The 15,092-nt window shown below is 50.9% G+C and carries 12 protein-coding genes; 3 read left to right on the forward strand and 9 right to left on the reverse strand.

The genetic code is table 11. The features are described from left to right. Positions 1-23: 23 nt before the first annotated feature. From ECHVI_RS21500 to menD, 4 genes are all read right to left on the reverse strand, one after another. Complete coding sequence (locus tag ECHVI_RS21500; RefSeq protein ID WP_015268117.1) at positions 24-1,340, reverse strand: UDP-glucose dehydrogenase family protein; 1,317 nt, start codon at positions 1,338-1,340, stop codon at positions 24-26. 167 nt (positions 1,341-1,507) lie between these two features. Next, positions 1,508-2,386 (reverse strand): SDR family NAD(P)-dependent oxidoreductase, encoded by an 879-nt coding sequence (locus ECHVI_RS21505; RefSeq protein WP_015268118.1) that lies wholly within the window; start codon positions 2,384-2,386, stop codon positions 1,508-1,510. After that, entirely contained in the window at positions 2,383-3,912 is a 1,530-nt protein-coding gene (locus ECHVI_RS21510; protein WP_015268119.1) for an MATE family efflux transporter, read from the reverse strand. The genes ECHVI_RS21505 and ECHVI_RS21510 overlap by 4 nt, the downstream gene beginning before the upstream one ends. A gap of 11 nt (positions 3,913-3,923) precedes the next feature. Further along, the gene (gene menD, locus ECHVI_RS21515) at positions 3,924-5,660 is read right to left on the reverse strand and encodes a 2-succinyl-5-enolpyruvyl-6-hydroxy-3-cyclohexene-1-carboxylic-acid synthase (RefSeq protein ID WP_015268120.1); all 1,737 of its coding nucleotides are present in this window, start codon (positions 5,658-5,660) and stop codon (positions 3,924-3,926) included. 693 nt (positions 5,661-6,353) lie between these two features. On the opposite strand from menD, the gene ECHVI_RS21520 reads away from it, so the two are divergent. After that, a complete protein-coding gene (locus ECHVI_RS21520; protein ID WP_015268122.1) occupies positions 6,354-6,857 on the forward strand; it encodes a UpxY family transcription antiterminator in 504 nt (167 codons plus the stop codon). Between the two features lie 62 nt (positions 6,858-6,919). On the opposite strand, the gene ECHVI_RS21525 is transcribed toward ECHVI_RS21520, so the two are convergent. The 3 genes from ECHVI_RS21525 to ECHVI_RS21535 form a co-directional block, all read right to left on the reverse strand. After that, entirely contained in the window at positions 6,920-7,291 is a 372-nt protein-coding gene (locus ECHVI_RS21525; protein ID WP_015268123.1) for a hypothetical protein, read from the reverse strand. 1 nt (position 7,292) lies between these two features. Continuing rightward, positions 7,293-9,728 carry a penicillin acylase family protein gene (locus ECHVI_RS21530; protein WP_015268124.1) on the reverse strand — a complete coding sequence of 812 codons (2,436 nt, stop codon included), beginning with the start codon at positions 9,726-9,728 and terminating at the stop codon, positions 7,293-7,295. A 207-nt stretch (positions 9,729-9,935) separates the two neighbouring features. After that, on the reverse strand, positions 9,936-10,514 hold the full coding sequence (locus tag ECHVI_RS21535) for a DUF2911 domain-containing protein (protein WP_015268125.1): 579 nt from the start codon (positions 10,512-10,514) through the stop codon (positions 9,936-9,938). Positions 10,515-10,760: 246 nt separating this feature from the next. On the opposite strand from ECHVI_RS21535, the gene ECHVI_RS21540 reads away from it, so the two are divergent. Further along, positions 10,761-11,822 (forward strand): endonuclease/exonuclease/phosphatase family protein, encoded by a 1,062-nt coding sequence (locus ECHVI_RS21540; RefSeq protein ID WP_015268126.1) that lies wholly within the window; start codon positions 10,761-10,763, stop codon positions 11,820-11,822. A gap of 84 nt (positions 11,823-11,906) precedes the next feature. Here the strand turns inward: ECHVI_RS21540 and ECHVI_RS21545 are convergent, their stop codons facing one another. Together ECHVI_RS21545 and ECHVI_RS21550 are read right to left on the reverse strand one after the other, a co-directional pair. After that, positions 11,907-12,578 carry a hypothetical protein gene (locus tag ECHVI_RS21545; RefSeq protein ID WP_015268127.1) on the reverse strand — a complete coding sequence of 224 codons (672 nt, stop codon included), beginning with the start codon at positions 12,576-12,578 and terminating at the stop codon, positions 11,907-11,909. A gap of 10 nt (positions 12,579-12,588) precedes the next feature. After that, positions 12,589-12,903, reverse strand: a complete 315-nt coding sequence (locus ECHVI_RS21550; protein WP_015268128.1) for a hypothetical protein — start codon at positions 12,901-12,903, stop codon at positions 12,589-12,591. Between the two features lie 233 nt (positions 12,904-13,136). Here ECHVI_RS21550 and ECHVI_RS21555 point away from each other — a divergent pair, with 233 nt between their 5' ends. Next, a complete protein-coding gene (locus ECHVI_RS21555) occupies positions 13,137-14,993 on the forward strand; it encodes a M1 family metallopeptidase (protein ID WP_157501568.1) in 1,857 nt (618 codons plus the stop codon). Positions 14,994-15,092 lie beyond the last annotated feature (99 nt).

The following is a 15,092-nucleotide window of genomic DNA, read 5'->3' on the forward strand; positions in this document are numbered from 1 at the left end:
TTGTCCCCTTAAGGTAAGCATTATTAAATACCGATGCCATAATGGGTAAAGCCCAATTCCGCCAAGTATTTCTTATCATAGATGTTCCTGCCGTCAAATACTACCTTATTGCTCAGCAATTTGCCCAATGCACTCCAGCTCGGCATCCTGAACTGTGACCATTCGGTCACCAGCAACAGCGCATCCGCATCCACACAGGCATCATAGGCATCGTCACAGTAGGTCACTTTATCGCCCACGTACACTTCCTTGGCCTCTTCCATGGCAATGGGGTCATATGCCTTTACCTTGGCGCCAGCGGCCCGGAGTTCGTTGATCATCACAATGGCCGGTGCCTCGCGCATATCGTCGGTATTGGGCTTAAAGCTCAGTCCCCACATGGCGAAGGTCATGCCGCTGAGGTCGTCTCCGAAATGCTGCTTGATCTTGTGCACCAAACGGTGTTTCTGGTCGTCATTTACCGCTTCCACGGATTGGAGGACACGCAGGTCATAGCCGTAGGTCTTCGCCGTCCGGATGATGGCCTTGACGTCCTTTGGAAAGCAGCTTCCGCCGTAGCCCACACCGGGATAGATAAACTTGTTGCCGATCCTGGGGTCCGAACCGATCCCTGCCCTGACCATATTGGCATCCGCACCTACCAGCTCGCAGAGGTTGGCAATATCGTTCATAAAGCTGATCTTGGTGGCCAGCATGGCATTTGCGGTATATTTGGTCATTTCCGCAGAAGGAATGTCCATGTAGATGATCCGGTCACCGCTCAGCTGGAAGGGCTTGTACAGGCGCTTCATGATCTCTTCCGCCCTTTCATCCTCCACGCCGATGATGATCCTGTCCGGCTTCAAAAAGTCTTCCACTGCCGCACCTTCTTTCAAAAATTCCGGGTTGGAAGCCACGGCAAAGGGCAGGTCGCTCTTGCGCTTGTCCAGTGCCTGTTGGATGGCCTCTTTTACCTTACAGCCTGTCGTTACCGGAACCGTACTCTTGGTCGCCACGACGATATAATCGGACATGGTCCTGCCGATCTCATCGGCCACGGCCAGCACATACTTGAGGTCTGCCGACCCGTCCTCGCCCGGAGGCGTTCCCACGGCGATAAAGGCCACTTCGGACCCTTGGATAGCTTCGCCCAGGTTGGTGGAAAAGGAAAGCCTTCCATCCTTGTAGTTCCTGGTAACGATCTCTTCCAGCCCCGGTTCATAAATGGGCATGATGCCGTTCTTGAGCTTATCGATTTTCTTTTGGTCGATGTCCACACAGACCACTTCAATGCCGACATCGGCAAAACAGGCTCCTGAAACCAAGCCTACATATCCGGTTCCTACTACAGTAATTTTCATTTTTCTAGCTGTTATTTGTTAAATAATCAATTGTTATTATAGTAAGGTTATCTTAAAAATCCTTTTTTATGTTCCCGACCGTTGCCTCCAGGGGCAAGGTAAATTGCTTGGCGCACCACTATCCCATCGGCAAGGCAGGACCATTTGCCTGCTGCTCCACAGGAGCGTCAATCTCCCTTCAGTCCCAGGCTCCGTCCTCCGTCCACCTTAAAGTTCTGTCCGGTAATGAACTTTCCTTCTTCCCTGGTGAGGTAGGCCACCATTTCGGAGATATCCTCTGGGCGGCCATAGTCGTTCATGTAGTTGGTCTTCTTTAATTTTGCCATCTGCGCCGGGGTAATGGTGCCCCGCTGAACGATTCCGGGGGACACACAGTTCGCCGTAATGCCGAGCTTGCCCAGCTCCATGGCTATGGATTTGGTAAAGGCAATGATACCTGCCTTTGCCGCGGCATATTCGGAAAACTTTGCCTTCCCATGTTCCCCGATCACCGAGGTCACCGAAACGATTGTCCCCCGCTTTGCCGCTACCATGATCTTGGAAGCCTCCCGAGTGACAAGTATCGCCCCCCGAAGGTTCACGTGCAAGGTGGTATCTATGGTCTCGGTCTCCAGTTCATAAATTGGCCTGCTTGCCTGCCGGGCACTTCCGCCTGCGCAATTTACCAAAATATCCAACTGCCCGTAGCTTTCTTTCAGCCACTGGTAAAATTCGATGATCTTTTCCTCACTGGAGATGTCCAGCTGCCTCTTTACCGCCTTACCGCCATTGGCTCCGATCTCGTCCACTACCCCTTGCATCTTGTCATGGCTCATTCCACAGACGACCACCAGGGCACCGTCCGCTGCCAAACGACAACAGATGGCCCTTCCAATAGCTCCGCTGCCCCCGGTCACGACGGCCACTTTTCCTTTCAGGAGACCGGGAGTCGACACCTGGATGGTATAGGGAACCGCAACGGCCTGCCCGCCCGAATTCCCGGGTGCCATTCCCTTTAGTTTGTTCCTCATCCCCTTGGGGACCAATCGCTTGATGAGACTTTTCATTTCTTACGTTTTCCTAATATTTTCTTGATAACGATATTATTGATAAAATTCCGTTCCTGCTTGGAAAGCCCTACCAGGTACACTGCCGCCAGTACCGTGGCGCAGGCACAAAGCACCTTGATGATGAAATTCACCACGTTTGCCGGCATCACATAGTACAAATACCCAGGTATGGGCACGGCCAAAATGATCACGACCACCGAAGGCAACAACACCCCGGTCAGGAAGTCCCTGAACTTAAACCCGATAGATTTCCTCAGGAACGACACCCTGATGAAGCTGATCAGTGCGGACAAGAGGATCGCAACCACCAGGGTGGACTCAGGTTCGTAGCCCATCATGAGCATCACATAACTGATGGGAAGGTTCATCAGCCCAATGACACTGAGGGTAATGTGGTAGTTCCTTACCTTGCCGGTAGCCGCCTGTGCCGTGGCCACTGGATTGGCGTAGGATTCGATCAGGGCCCTTACCATTACCAAACGCACAAACACCACCGTGTGCTCGGGCACTTCCCCCAGCCATAGCTTCAGGATAAACGGAGCCTCGATGAATATGGGCAACGAGATCAACAGGATCAGGAAAAAGGACATCTTCACACTGGTGACCAGCAGCTTCTTCATGCCCGTCAGATCACCTGCCGCATACTGCTTGACGATCTGTGGATTTACCGCCTGGGTAAAGTTCCTTGCAAAGGTCGTCACCACGGTATTGATCTGGTTGGATATTCCCTGTGCCGCATTCACTACCGTTCCAAAGAACATGTTGAGCACCACTGCAATTCCCTGGTTGCGCAGGACCACGGAGACACTGCTCATCATGGTCCATCCGGAAAACCCCATCATCTTTTTAAAGAACGTTTCATCCTTGCTCACCCCTACCCGACATTCCTCGAAATTCTTGCGGGAATACCAGCGCACGGCCATCCTGACCGCAAAGGTGACGCAGAAGGTCAAAAACCCGTACAGGATCAATTTGTCCACCATGAACAACTGGAGCAAATAGACGATCAACAGCTTCAGCACCACATCGATCACACTGATATAGGCAAATGCCGTCATGCGCTCGTTGGCAATTATGGCAGCATTATAGGGCACATTGACCACTGTCAGCACAAAGGAAAGTATGGAAAACTGGTACACCCAGTTGGCCGCTACCATCCTGCCTTCCGGAATGTTCAACCGGGTATTCAAAAACCAAAGTCCGGCCGTCTCTGCCAGCACCAATACCACCAGGGCGATCAGGTAATGGATATAAAGACTGGTGCTGAACACCTTCCTTAGACTGTTATCGTCCTCGGTACCCTGCTCATAGTTCAAGAACCGCTGGGTGGCCGAGGCCATCGTACCACTGAGGAAGGAAAACATGGTCACCACCCCTCCTACGACCGTGTTGAGCCCATAATCGCTTACCCCAAGGGTCTGCAGTACCACCCTTGCGGTGTATAGCGAAACCCCCATCGTTATCAGCATCCGAAGATAGAGCGACAACGAATTCTTGGCGATCCGCGTATTCTTTGATGACATCTATTCTTCCCTTATTGGTTTTTATTGACGTACTTTCCGATCTTCTGGGAGACCTTTAATTTCGCCTTGTCAAATTTTGTTTCCCTGTTCAAACTGCCAAAATATTTCTTGAGAATCTTGATATCCACTTCCTTTTTGGTAAAGACCTCCAGTACCATGGGCCCTTCCTGGCTTGTATCGGCCAACCATTCCACGGCCGAGTCGCATTCCTCCTGGTTCCTGACGGCATTGTATTTCATCCCCAGGGATTCCACCCATCCCTTTGCGGAGGTCTGGTGTCCCGCGGAGATATGCTTGGACAGGACATCGGCCAATGACTCCTTCAGCGGCAAGTGCATGATGGCCCCTCCCTCGTTGTTGAGCAGGAGAATCCTGAGGTTCTTGGAAAGGTGGCGGTTCCATAACGCATTCATGTCATAGAAAAACGTAAGGTCACCGATCACCAGGTACACGGGCTCATCTGCCGCTGCTGCAAAGCCCACTGCTGCGGACATACAGCCATCGATCCCGTTTACGCCACGGTTACAGTACGCGTTGATGGATTCGTCGGTAACGAACAAATTGGCCATCCTTGCCGAAGCACTGTTTGCAATGTGCAGGGAAGCGCCCTTGGGCAGGGATTTGACCAGCTGCCCCACTGCATACAGCTCACTGAACGGTACTTCCGGCTCCATGATCCGTTGGGATATGGCCTTTAAGCTCGTCAGGTATTCGGTGGAACCCTGATGGGAAGGTTCGGCCATTTTCCTGAAGAAAAATCCTTCGTCCATTTCAAAGACATCTGTGAGCTTATGGAACGGATCGATAATATCCCCACTGGGAGCTACGCTCCAGTGCTCACATTTAGGCGAAAACCTCCTGATGTATTTCTTGATGTTGTTGTTGAAAATATAATTGGCAAAAACCGTGATGACCACATCAGGAAGCCGCTTGGCCCCTTCGTCAATGGAAAAGTTGCGCAGGGTCACAAAGGCATTGTCGATGGCATGGCCATGGCGACAGTTGGACGTCTTGTCACAAAGGATCGCACAGTTATAACTTTCACAGAAATCGTCCAGGGACTTACGTAATTGTTCGGACATGGGAGCTGCCTGGCCCCAGATCACAAGGATACGTTTGCCCTTCAACCGCTCTGCGTATTGGCTCCATTGGAAATCCTCCAAATCTGCCCTGGTTCGCGTAATCTTCCTCACCTTCGGCAGTACTGCAGTACTAAAGGTATCTCCCTGGTGCGATTCGATCGGGATGTTCAGGTGAACGGGCCCGGGACCGCGGGATGTCAGCGACAGCAGTCCCTCGTTGATCACCCGATTGCAGTACCATTCGTCGAAACCGCTCTTCACCTCCTTGAGCTGTCCCTCAAACTTCACAAAGTTCCTGAAAACATCGTCCTGTTTGAACATCTGCTCTTCCATTTGGTTGAGCAACTCCGGAAGACGGTCGGCAGTCAGCAACAACAGCGGCAGGTGCTGGTAAAAAGCCTCTACCACTGCCGAACCATAATTGATCGTGGACGTGCCTGAGGTACAGGCCACTGCTACCGGTTCATTGGATTTCTGAATCAGCCCCAGCGCAAAAAAGGCAGCACTCCGTTCGTCCACCACAGAATAAAGCTGAAAAAAACTGTCCTTTTCCATGGAGTGGATAATGGAAAAATGCCTACTTCCAGGTGAAACAACTATTTTCCTTACGTTGAATTGTTTCAGCAGTGACAATAATTGAAGAATTAACCTATCATCTGAATACATACTTTCAATTTTTAAATGCCTATATTTTTTTATATTGTGATGCTCTCTTATTGAACGGCAAGGACATGTTGCCATTTCCCCGATCCTATTCGAAACTTCCTTTTGCCCTGAGCCGGCTTCCTATCCGAGAAAAAGATAACCTTCCCCGCACATGGCCTTGACCTCTTGACATTGGGATATTAAGGATTGATTAAGGTATTTTGGGTATGTCGCATTCCTTTGTTCGACCAATTTCCCTTTCATAAAATCTACCCCAAAAGGCATTTCCCGGGATCCTGGCCTCAGACTATCAAACAACCATGTCAGCACAATCAAAAATCCCCAGCTGAACTTTCAAGGGCATCGGAATTCCAGTATGCCCCATCTCCACTTATTGCGGAAGCCCTGTTCTCCACTTATTGCGGAAGCCCTGTTCTCCGGGTCAACCCACTTCACATTTACTTCATTTACGCCCTGTGTCATTTGATATTCTAAAAGTAGAACAATTTATTTTAAATACAAAAAATTGTTTTTAAAAAATTAATTAATGTATTTCAGATTAATAAATCTTATTTTCATCCCATCCCTACAGGATATGGTTTGCAGGCCGGGGAGTGTGTCCGGAAACGGGTTCCGGAGGACATGCATATCGTAAAAAAAGCTTGATAATGCACCGATATATTGCCATTTTTGATTTTTCAAAGTCAAAAGCACATGAATCCAGAGAGCAATTGGTACGTGATGTACACTGCCCCAAGGGCGGAGAAACGGGTGGCGCAGCGATTGGAAGAAAAAGGCGTGACCGCATACCTGCCGATGATCGAAGAGGTACGGCAGTGGAGCGATCGGAAGAAAAAGGTCAAACGGCCACTTTTCAACGGCTATATTTTTGTCCGCTCGGACAAAAGCCGGCTTTGGGAGGCCCTGCAGGTCCAGGGAGCGGTCAAATTCGTCAATTTTTCCGGCGACCATGCCGTGGTCAGGGACAGTGAGATCGAGGCCATCAAGCGCATCGTGGAAACGGGCGTGGCCGTGGAAGTGGAAACCACCCATATTGAAGAAGGCCAGCAGGTCAAAATCATTGGTGGCCCCTTACAGGGCTTTGAAGGAGAGTGCATCCAGAAGGGCAACCAGGATTTCTTTATCATCCGCGTGCCCAGCATCCACCAGACCGTCATGGTCAATATCCCGGTAAAATTCCTGGAAGTGGTCGGCTAGTCCCCTGCCTCCTACCGATGCCTTCCTGTTATACTGATGGTCGCCCCCGCCAGCAGGCACGGTCACCTGTCGAAATAATAAGGAGTGTTTCGCTCAAAGAGTTTCCGAAACCGGTTGCCCGTCAGGGCACTGAAGCCCCCGATCAAAAATCCCAGCAGCGCCGTCACCAGCATCAACAGCTCCTCCTTGCCCATCCCCATGATCTCGGCCACCTGTCTGGGCAAGTGCGATCCGGTGTCCACGGTAATCCAATAGCTCTGTGCCAACCAGGTAAGCCCTACGCCCAGGGCGGCAGCAAAAAACACATGGGTTCCCCTTCCCCCCAGGGCCGCTCCCAGGACTGCCCACACCAGCATCATCATCCAATAGGTCAGCCAAGGGCCCATCAACACGGTGACCATCACGTATACCAATAGATATAATAGGAATCTCATCTCAATCAACGGGTTTTAGGGTGGTGGTAAACAATATATTCTCCATCTCCTGCCTTTTATGCAGACCAAAATCTATATAGTGCCCCTCCGCCCACTTTTCTATAAAGTTATCGTAAAACCTACTGCCGGGATTTCCGGACTGGCCGCCAGGGTAAATCCCATGTGCCCTAACGGTCGGCCCAAGCTCCACGACCATCCTCCAGCTGGCCCCGTGCCGTTCACTGGTGGCGTTGACGATGCTTCGCCCTCCGCCCGTAAATATGCCCTCCCGGCCAAAGGACTGGAAATTAGGCACCAAATGCTGGACAGTGGTGTTCTTGTAAGTGGCCCACACCACGTCTTCACCTTGCTCGGCTTTCAGGGCCTGCCATTCCTGGGAAGCCCGTTTGAAGCTGGTCTGAAGGTGGTCCACCACGGTTTCATGGAGTCCAGTTGTGCTCGGAAGATCAAAGATACTATCGTTGGGCGTCTCCTTCATCAGGAAAGTGGTCATATAATTGCCCGGAAGGACAATAGGCCTGTCCCCTTGGTCCAGCCACTTCCAAACGCCTCCTTTAAAGGCATCCCACCACAACTCAAAAGCCACCGGACCTTTCACATCCGGATCGGCATAATAATCCCATTTTTCCAGCACCGAAAGCAGGGCCTGCTCCTCGGGACCAAACCTTCTGGAGGTATCCTGTTTCAACTTTTCCAACATCACCGGCAGTGCCTCGGCGGCATGCAGGTCAAAATCATCAAATTGCAGGGCCTGCATATCGGCCATGGTGATTCCTTCCATTTCCCGTAGCCGTCCGTTGATCCTCCGGTTCCGGTAATCCTCAAAGGTATTGTCAAAAATATAATAGGGATAACTTTCCCCTACCGAATACTGGTTGGCAGAACTCACGAATCCACGCGCCGGATTCAGGGTGGATGGATTGTGTTCGGAAGGAATATAGCCGTTCCACTCAAATGCCGGATCGTTGCCGTCCATGAGGTACTTGCCCTGTCCGGGCCATTTCAGCGGAAACTTCCCCTGTACCTTCATGGCGATATCCCCTTGGGAGGAAGCAAACACAAAATTCTGGGCCGGTGCGGTATAATGGTCCAGGGCCGCCAGGTAGTCGCCATGGTCGCGGGCCGCATTGAGATCCAGAAAGGTCTGCTGCTCATTGGATCCCTCATGGGCGGTCCATTTCAGGGCAAAGTTCTTCTTTTGGCCGTTGGGGCGAAAGTCTTCGTCATAGACCACTGGCCCGTAATGGGTATAGATGACCGTATCCATAAAGGACACGTCCCCTTTCACGGCTATTTCCTCCACCCGGACAGCACTCTGTATCCATTGATCGTTGTAGCGGTACTCCAAGCGGCTGTTGTCCTTGAAGGTAATGGCATACCAATCGCGCACATCCCGGGTGGCATTGGTCACGCCCCAGGCCACCTGTTCGTTAAATCCGCTGATCACTCCCAAGGCTCCGGGCAAGGTGGCACCCTTTACGGTATATTCCGGCGTACTGAGCTGCATGGCGTACCACAGACTGGGCAAATTAAGTCCCAGATGAGGATCGTTGGCGAGAATGGGATGCCCGTTCTCGGTCTTCTCTCCTGCTACTGCCCAGTTATTGGAGCCAACCCCTGGCTCGGGAGCGGGCATGGGATCCATGAGCAGTGAAAAATCAGGATAGGCCACGCTGTCCGGCCGATGGACGGGCAAGGGCTCAAAATCCCATTCATGGTCGGCTTCGATCACCGGGTCATTGTCAAGGGGAATATCGGGAAAGAGCCGGTCGACCATGGCACCGCCCAGGACATGGCGTAAATTGGTAAACTCCAAATCCTTGTCCCCTACCAACATATCGGCCATGTATTTCAGCAGGAGCACCGTCTTGTAGGGTGTCCACTCCTCTGGCCTGTAGTCCAAGATCTTATATTCTACCGGCATCCGGGAAAGGTCCAGCTGGTCGATATAACGGTTCACCCCTTCGGTGTAGGCATGGATCAATTCCAGTGTAGCCGGCTCCTGCTCTTTGAGGAACTGCAGCCCCATTTCGGCCCCATAACCAAGCCCCTTCCTTCGCTGCATCCTGTCAAAGTCCAATGCGGCACTGCCCACGATCTCTGAAATCCGCCCCGCCGCTGCCCTGGTCTGGAATTCCATTTGCCAAAGGCGGTGCTGCGCGGTAACATAACCTTGGGCCATCATCAGGTCAGCCTCGGTTTCAGCAAATACATGGGGGATCAGGTTTTGATCATAAACGACCGTTACCGGTGCATGCAGCCCTTCCAGGGACAATGTTTCTTGTGCCAGTTCATCCTCACTGTAGGCGTTCTGCCAAAATCCATGGTAGGGATCCATCAGATATCCCAGGGAGGGGACCTGGCCAAAATTGACCGAAAGCCCTACAGCCAGCACAAGGGATACGATAAATACGATTAAAAAACCAAAATATTTCATAAAACAGGCTTCAAGGAGGTAATATCAGGGCAACAATTCCCGAATTTAAGCCTTAAATGTGTATTTTCAATTTATCGTGACGGTAATATTTCCAAATATTCGAAATCCACGTATTAATACCGTAACCAATGGGCCAGCAACAAAAAAAGCCCCGGGATCCCGGGGCTTTTTCATGGTCGGTCGGGGGCAAATGCCCTCGCTACCTGTTTATTGGATGGCTATCGGCAAACGGAGCTTTTCCCAGCGTACGACCAACCCGGGATCCTCTACGGAGATCTTCAGTTGTTCCTGGTTTTCCTCCATCCACTCCGGTGTCACCTTCACCCGTAGCACATCATTTTCTTCCTTGTACTGGTAATGACCGTGCTCCAGGTTCCATTCGGAGTTAAAGATCACTGTCCAGTCCCCTTCCTCCATCGGAACGGTAAACAGGGAATATTTCCCTGCAGGCAAGGGCTCGCCTTCCACGGTGACATCACCGGAGAATTCCACAAAGGTGGCTTCGTTTGCCCCGGTCCGCCACACTTCACCGTAGGATTCCAGGTTCCCCCAGATCTGTCGGCCGTTCACCGATGGCGCACCGTATTGGACCGAAACGGTCTTCCCACCGATCTTGCCCGAGGTATTTTGGAGGGGACTGGCCCGCTCCTCTTCTTTCATTTCCATGGCCTGGGCTTCTTCTTCCTTGGCCGTTTCCTTTTCCTTGTCTCCGGAACCTCCACAACTTGACAGCAGCGAGGCCATCAAAACACAACCCACGAAAAGTAAATTGTCAAACTTTTTCATAGAGAATACAATAGTTGATTTAAGACGAATTTATACATTTTTTCAACGTTGCCTTATTTTTTTGGACAAATTATTCGGCTGTAACGTTCCCTGTACCACTTTTTCAAGCTGCTGCGGGACTGCCCAAGTCCCTTTTCCTTGGCTGTCCATCGTGATTAATTCACTGATTTGGTCCCTATCTCCGGTAAACTTCTTGATATTCGATTAATCTTCCACTATTTTCGCTATCCTTTAATGACTTTATATATGAGGTTTCTGGTATCCGTCGTGTTCTTCGTTTCGGTCTTGTTATTTTTTGGTGTCAACATCTCACCCGAACAACTTTCCTATGCAGGGCTGGTACCAGTGCTCATTCCCGTATTCCTGCTCATCAATTTTGTGCTGCTGGTCATACTGGTCCTGCTGAAGCGAAAGCTTCTCATTTTGCCGCTGGTGGCCATATTGCTGGGTTGGCGTTTTGTAGGGGTGAGCATGGCCTGGAATTCTCCCGTTGAGGGAAAAGGGCTATCGGTAATGAGCTATAATGCCCATATGTTCAATTATGAAAAATACAAGGCAAGGGACCCAAAGGTCACCCCGAACATCTACAATTGGATCAGGGAACAGGACAGCGACATCATCGGTATCCAGGAATTTTATCAGGACAACACGACTCCTTCAAGAAATGCCATCAAGCTTATTGGCCAGGAAGGAAAATACCACTGTTCGGCACATTCGGTCGAGGAACGAAAGGGAAAGCGGTTCTTTGGGCTTGCTGTTTTTTCAAAATACCCGATCATCAATGAAGGCAAACTGTTCGACAACAGAAAGACCAACGGCGCCATGTTCGTGGACCTGAAAATAAAAGGGGACACCATTCGCGTTTACAACGTGCACCTGGAATCCATGAGCATTCCTGCAGACCAGTTGGACAATATCGACGGGATAAAGGAAAATTACCGAAAGACCTGGAGAAGGCTCAACCGCGGCGTGGTCAACCGTGCCAGCCAGGTGGACCTGCTGGCAGCCCATATAAAAAACAGCCCCCATCCTTCCATTTTGTTGGGAGATTTCAATGATGTCCCCTACAGTTATACCTATTTCACCATCCGATCGCTTCTCGAAAACAGTTTTGAAACCGCGGGCAAAGGATTTGGCTTCACCTTCAACAAGGTGCTGTTTTTCCTGAGGATCGACAATATCTTCTACCATCCCTCCCTTGCCCCGTTACGGTTCAATACCCTCCGGGAAGTCGACTATTCCGATCATTATCCCATCAAAGCGGTATTTCAACTGGAGCCACTGGTCGACCGGACCCTGGCGCCCTGATACTGGCTCAGCACTTTCAGGAACGCTTAACCTTTCCCTACAATCACTGCATCCTTAATCTTGACCATGGAAAAGCAATAGCTGCTAAAAATGCTCGTGGACCAGCTCCTTAAAGCATCTCCAGAAGGGCGTATCCGGTTTTTGGAGCAGGATCAGGGGCAATTGTTCTTTTGGAAACTCCAGGGCGATCACCTCCAAGGTTATCCTTTCCCGGTCGATCTCCTGAAAGGCATAGAACTGATATTGGGAAAAGCCAAAGACCCCGGCCCGCTGGCCGGTTTCATCCAATCCATTGCGCAAGGCCAATTCGACCGATGGGGGACCACAGGCCCGGACCAGTGTACGGTAACTTTTGGGAATTTCTTTCAGGGAAACCTGTTTGGGGCCACCCAAGAGGGTGCTGAGCAATGCCAAGTCCTTTCGTTCAGTTGCCCCGGGGAATTGGCCCCGTCGGTTTTTATAACTGCCCACCAGCGACTCGAACAGTAAATGTTCACTGTCGGTACCGAATAATGTCATGAAATTTTTGTTCATAGGGTGAATGGTCAACAACCGTAATGGACCAAACATCTTCAAAATCCGGGCCACCGGTCCCGTTGCTCGTTCACGGACGTTATGGGCGCGACCTTCCCCTTCCCTCACCTGATCCGACTTCGTGACGGTAGCCGTCCACTTGCCCAACACGGGAAACCGAATTCCCTTGGTCAAAATGCGAAAGGAGGGCAAGGTACCATGGCCGGGGAATCCTTCCGACATCGATCGGCTGCTAAAGGCCGCCTTTCTGTTGGTTAAGGCGGACCACCTTGACCACCCGCTGCAGGGAATCAAAGGTAATTTGGATTTCCCCCTCTGAGGTCAACGGAACTTGATAGCGATAGGTACTGTCCATTCCATTGGGGATTACCTCATCAGGGTTCCCCAGCATTTGCACGGCCTCTCCCTTCCCCGTCCCAATACGGATGTCATAGGATTTGGCAACGTTTGTCCACTCGACTTTTTGCTCAATATGATAGCATTTCCAAGCGATGGAAAGAACAAAAAAGACGAGTAGCCCTGTTGGCAAGGGCGCGAACTTGAACATATATGGTCGATTACAGTCTAGGAAACCAAACCGTGGGGAAGCAAAATTGTTTAAAAAAAACCAAAAAAATCAACCATCTTGATTTTCACCATCCGCTATCCTCTTGAAAGATTATCGGTCCAATGCTCCCCGAGGCCCTAAAAAACCCGTTTTCGTACAGGAACGGACGAAGCTTTGATAAACGGTTTAGGTGTTTTTTAGTTTTTCTTTTACTTTTGGAAAAACTTATAACTATGAGATTAATACGTTCAACCGCTTTGTTGGCCTTCAGTTTATGCTGTACGGTAGGCCTGAACGCCCAGACTACCCGCTGGCAACAGGCTGTCAACTACAAAATGGACGTCGATATGGACGTCGAAAAAAACCAGTACGAAGGTCATCAGGACCTTGAATACACCAACAATTCGCCCGATACCCTTTACCGTGTCTTTTACCATCTTTATTACAATGCCTTCCAGCCAAACTCCATGATGGATGTGCGGTCGAGGACCATTGCCGATGCAGACCGTCGCGTGCAGGACCGCATTTACAACCTTTCTCCCGAGGAAATCGGCTACCTGAAGGTAAAGAGCCTTAAAATGGACGGAAAAAAGCTGGACTACGAACATGTGGGCACCATTCTGGAGGTAACGCTCGACCAGCCTATCCTTCCCAACAGCACGGTGGAATTTTCCATGGATTTTGAAGGCCAGGTGCCGCTTCAGATCCGGCGCGCCGGGCGTGACAACAAAGAAGGCGTCCGCTATTCCATGTCCCAGTGGTATCCCAAGATGGCCAATTACGACGATCAAGGCTGGCATGCCAACCCGTATATCGGCAGGGAATTCTATGGCATATGGGGTGATTTCGATGTCAGGATCACCATTGACAAAAGCTATGTCCTTGGCGGCACCGGCTACCTGCAAAACCCAGAGGAAATCGGCCATGGCTATGAAGAGGAAGGCCAGAAGGTAAAAAGACCCCGGGGCAAAACCCTCACATGGCATTTCAAGGCTCCACAGGTACACGATTTCATGTGGGCAGCAGATCCTGATTACACCCATGACAAGGTCGAAATGGACAACGGCATTACCATTCACCATCTGTACATCAAGAACAGCAAGACTGCCGAGAATTGGGAAAAGCTCAAGGAGTATTCCCCGAAGGCCATGGCTTTCCTGAGCGAGCATTTCGGCCAATACCCGTATAAGCAATACTCCATTATCCAGGGCGGTGATGGCGGCATGGAATACCCCATGTCCACGCTGATCACCGGGGAGCGGTCCCTTCCAAGTTTGGTGGGGGTAACCGTCCATGAAATGGCACACAGCTGGTTCCAGGGCGTGCTGGCCACCAATGAGGCCCTTTATCCATGGATGGACGAAGGCTTTACCACTTACGCCACCAACCTGACCATGGCCAATATTTTCTCAGAAGAACCATCCGACTTCCCCCAAAGGGGTGCCTATGTGGGCTATGAGCGGTTGGCAAAATCAGGCAGGGAAGAGCCCATGACCACCCATTCCGACCATTACCACACGAATTTTGCCTATGGTGCTGCGGCCTATTCCAAGGGAGCGGTATTTATCGCCCAGCTGGGCTATATCATCGGCGAGAAAAACCGTGACCGGGCCATGCTCAACTACTTCAACGACTGGAAGTTCAAGCACCCCAAGACCAACGACATTATCCGGGAAATGGAAAAGCAGAGTGGACTGGAACTCGACTGGTACAAGGAATACTGGGTAAACAGCACCAAATCCATTGACTATGCCGTGAAATCGGTAGAGGCGGCCGGTGACGGCACCAAGATCACCCTACAGCGGGATGGACTGATGCCAATGCCCATCGACCTGGTGATCACCTACGAGGACGGCAGCCAAGAGATGGTCTACCTTCCCCTGGTCATTCAGCGTGGCAACAAACCTGAAGAGGCCGGCATGCCCAAGCGCATCCTGACCCAACGGTGGCCCTGGACAAACATTACCAAGGAAATCACCCTCGAAAGGCCCTTCTCTACCATCCAAAAAGTGGAAATCGACCCGAGCAAGAGAATGGCTGACATTGACAGGGAAAACAATGTCTTCCCGGCAGAGGTAAAAGAAGAATAGGACGATCCCTACGATAACATTTCCAGAGGCTGGCCCTAGGTCAGCCTCTTTTTTTTCTCCTAAGAGTGGCATTTCTCCCCTCCCTTGCGTCCTGATCAA

The sequence above is a fragment of the Echinicola vietnamensis DSM 17526 genome, from assembly GCF_000325705.1.
Taxonomy (GTDB): Bacteria; Bacteroidota; Bacteroidia; order Cytophagales; family Cyclobacteriaceae; genus Echinicola; species Echinicola vietnamensis.

Excerpts from the sequence above, each read along its gene's own strand:
- ECHVI_RS21500 (WP_015268117.1), bottom strand. The coding sequence starts at position 1,340 with ATGAAAATTACTGTAGTAGGAACCGGATATGTAGGCTTGGTTTCAGGA.
- ECHVI_RS21505 (WP_015268118.1), bottom strand. The coding sequence starts at position 2,386 with ATGAAAAGTCTCATCAAGCGATTGGTCCCCAAGGGGATGAGGAACAAA.
- ECHVI_RS21510 (WP_015268119.1), bottom strand. The coding sequence starts at position 3,912 with ATGTCATCAAAGAATACGCGGATCGCCAAGAATTCGTTGTCGCTCTAT.
- menD (WP_015268120.1), bottom strand. The coding sequence starts at position 5,660 with ATGTATTCAGATGATAGGTTAATTCTTCAATTATTGTCACTGCTGAAA.
- ECHVI_RS21520 (WP_015268122.1), top strand. The coding sequence starts at position 6,354 with ATGAATCCAGAGAGCAATTGGTACGTGATGTACACTGCCCCAAGGGCG.
- ECHVI_RS21525 (WP_015268123.1), bottom strand. The coding sequence starts at position 7,291 with ATGAGATTCCTATTATATCTATTGGTATACGTGATGGTCACCGTGTTG.
- ECHVI_RS21530 (WP_015268124.1), bottom strand. The coding sequence starts at position 9,728 with ATGAAATATTTTGGTTTTTTAATCGTATTTATCGTATCCCTTGTGCTG.
- ECHVI_RS21535 (WP_015268125.1), bottom strand. The coding sequence starts at position 10,514 with ATGAAAAAGTTTGACAATTTACTTTTCGTGGGTTGTGTTTTGATGGCC.
- ECHVI_RS21540 (WP_015268126.1), top strand. The coding sequence starts at position 10,761 with ATGAGGTTTCTGGTATCCGTCGTGTTCTTCGTTTCGGTCTTGTTATTT.
- ECHVI_RS21545 (WP_015268127.1), bottom strand. The coding sequence starts at position 12,578 with ATGTCGGAAGGATTCCCCGGCCATGGTACCTTGCCCTCCTTTCGCATT.
- ECHVI_RS21550 (WP_015268128.1), bottom strand. The coding sequence starts at position 12,903 with ATGTTCAAGTTCGCGCCCTTGCCAACAGGGCTACTCGTCTTTTTTGTT.
- ECHVI_RS21555 (WP_157501568.1), top strand. The coding sequence starts at position 13,137 with ATGAGATTAATACGTTCAACCGCTTTGTTGGCCTTCAGTTTATGCTGT.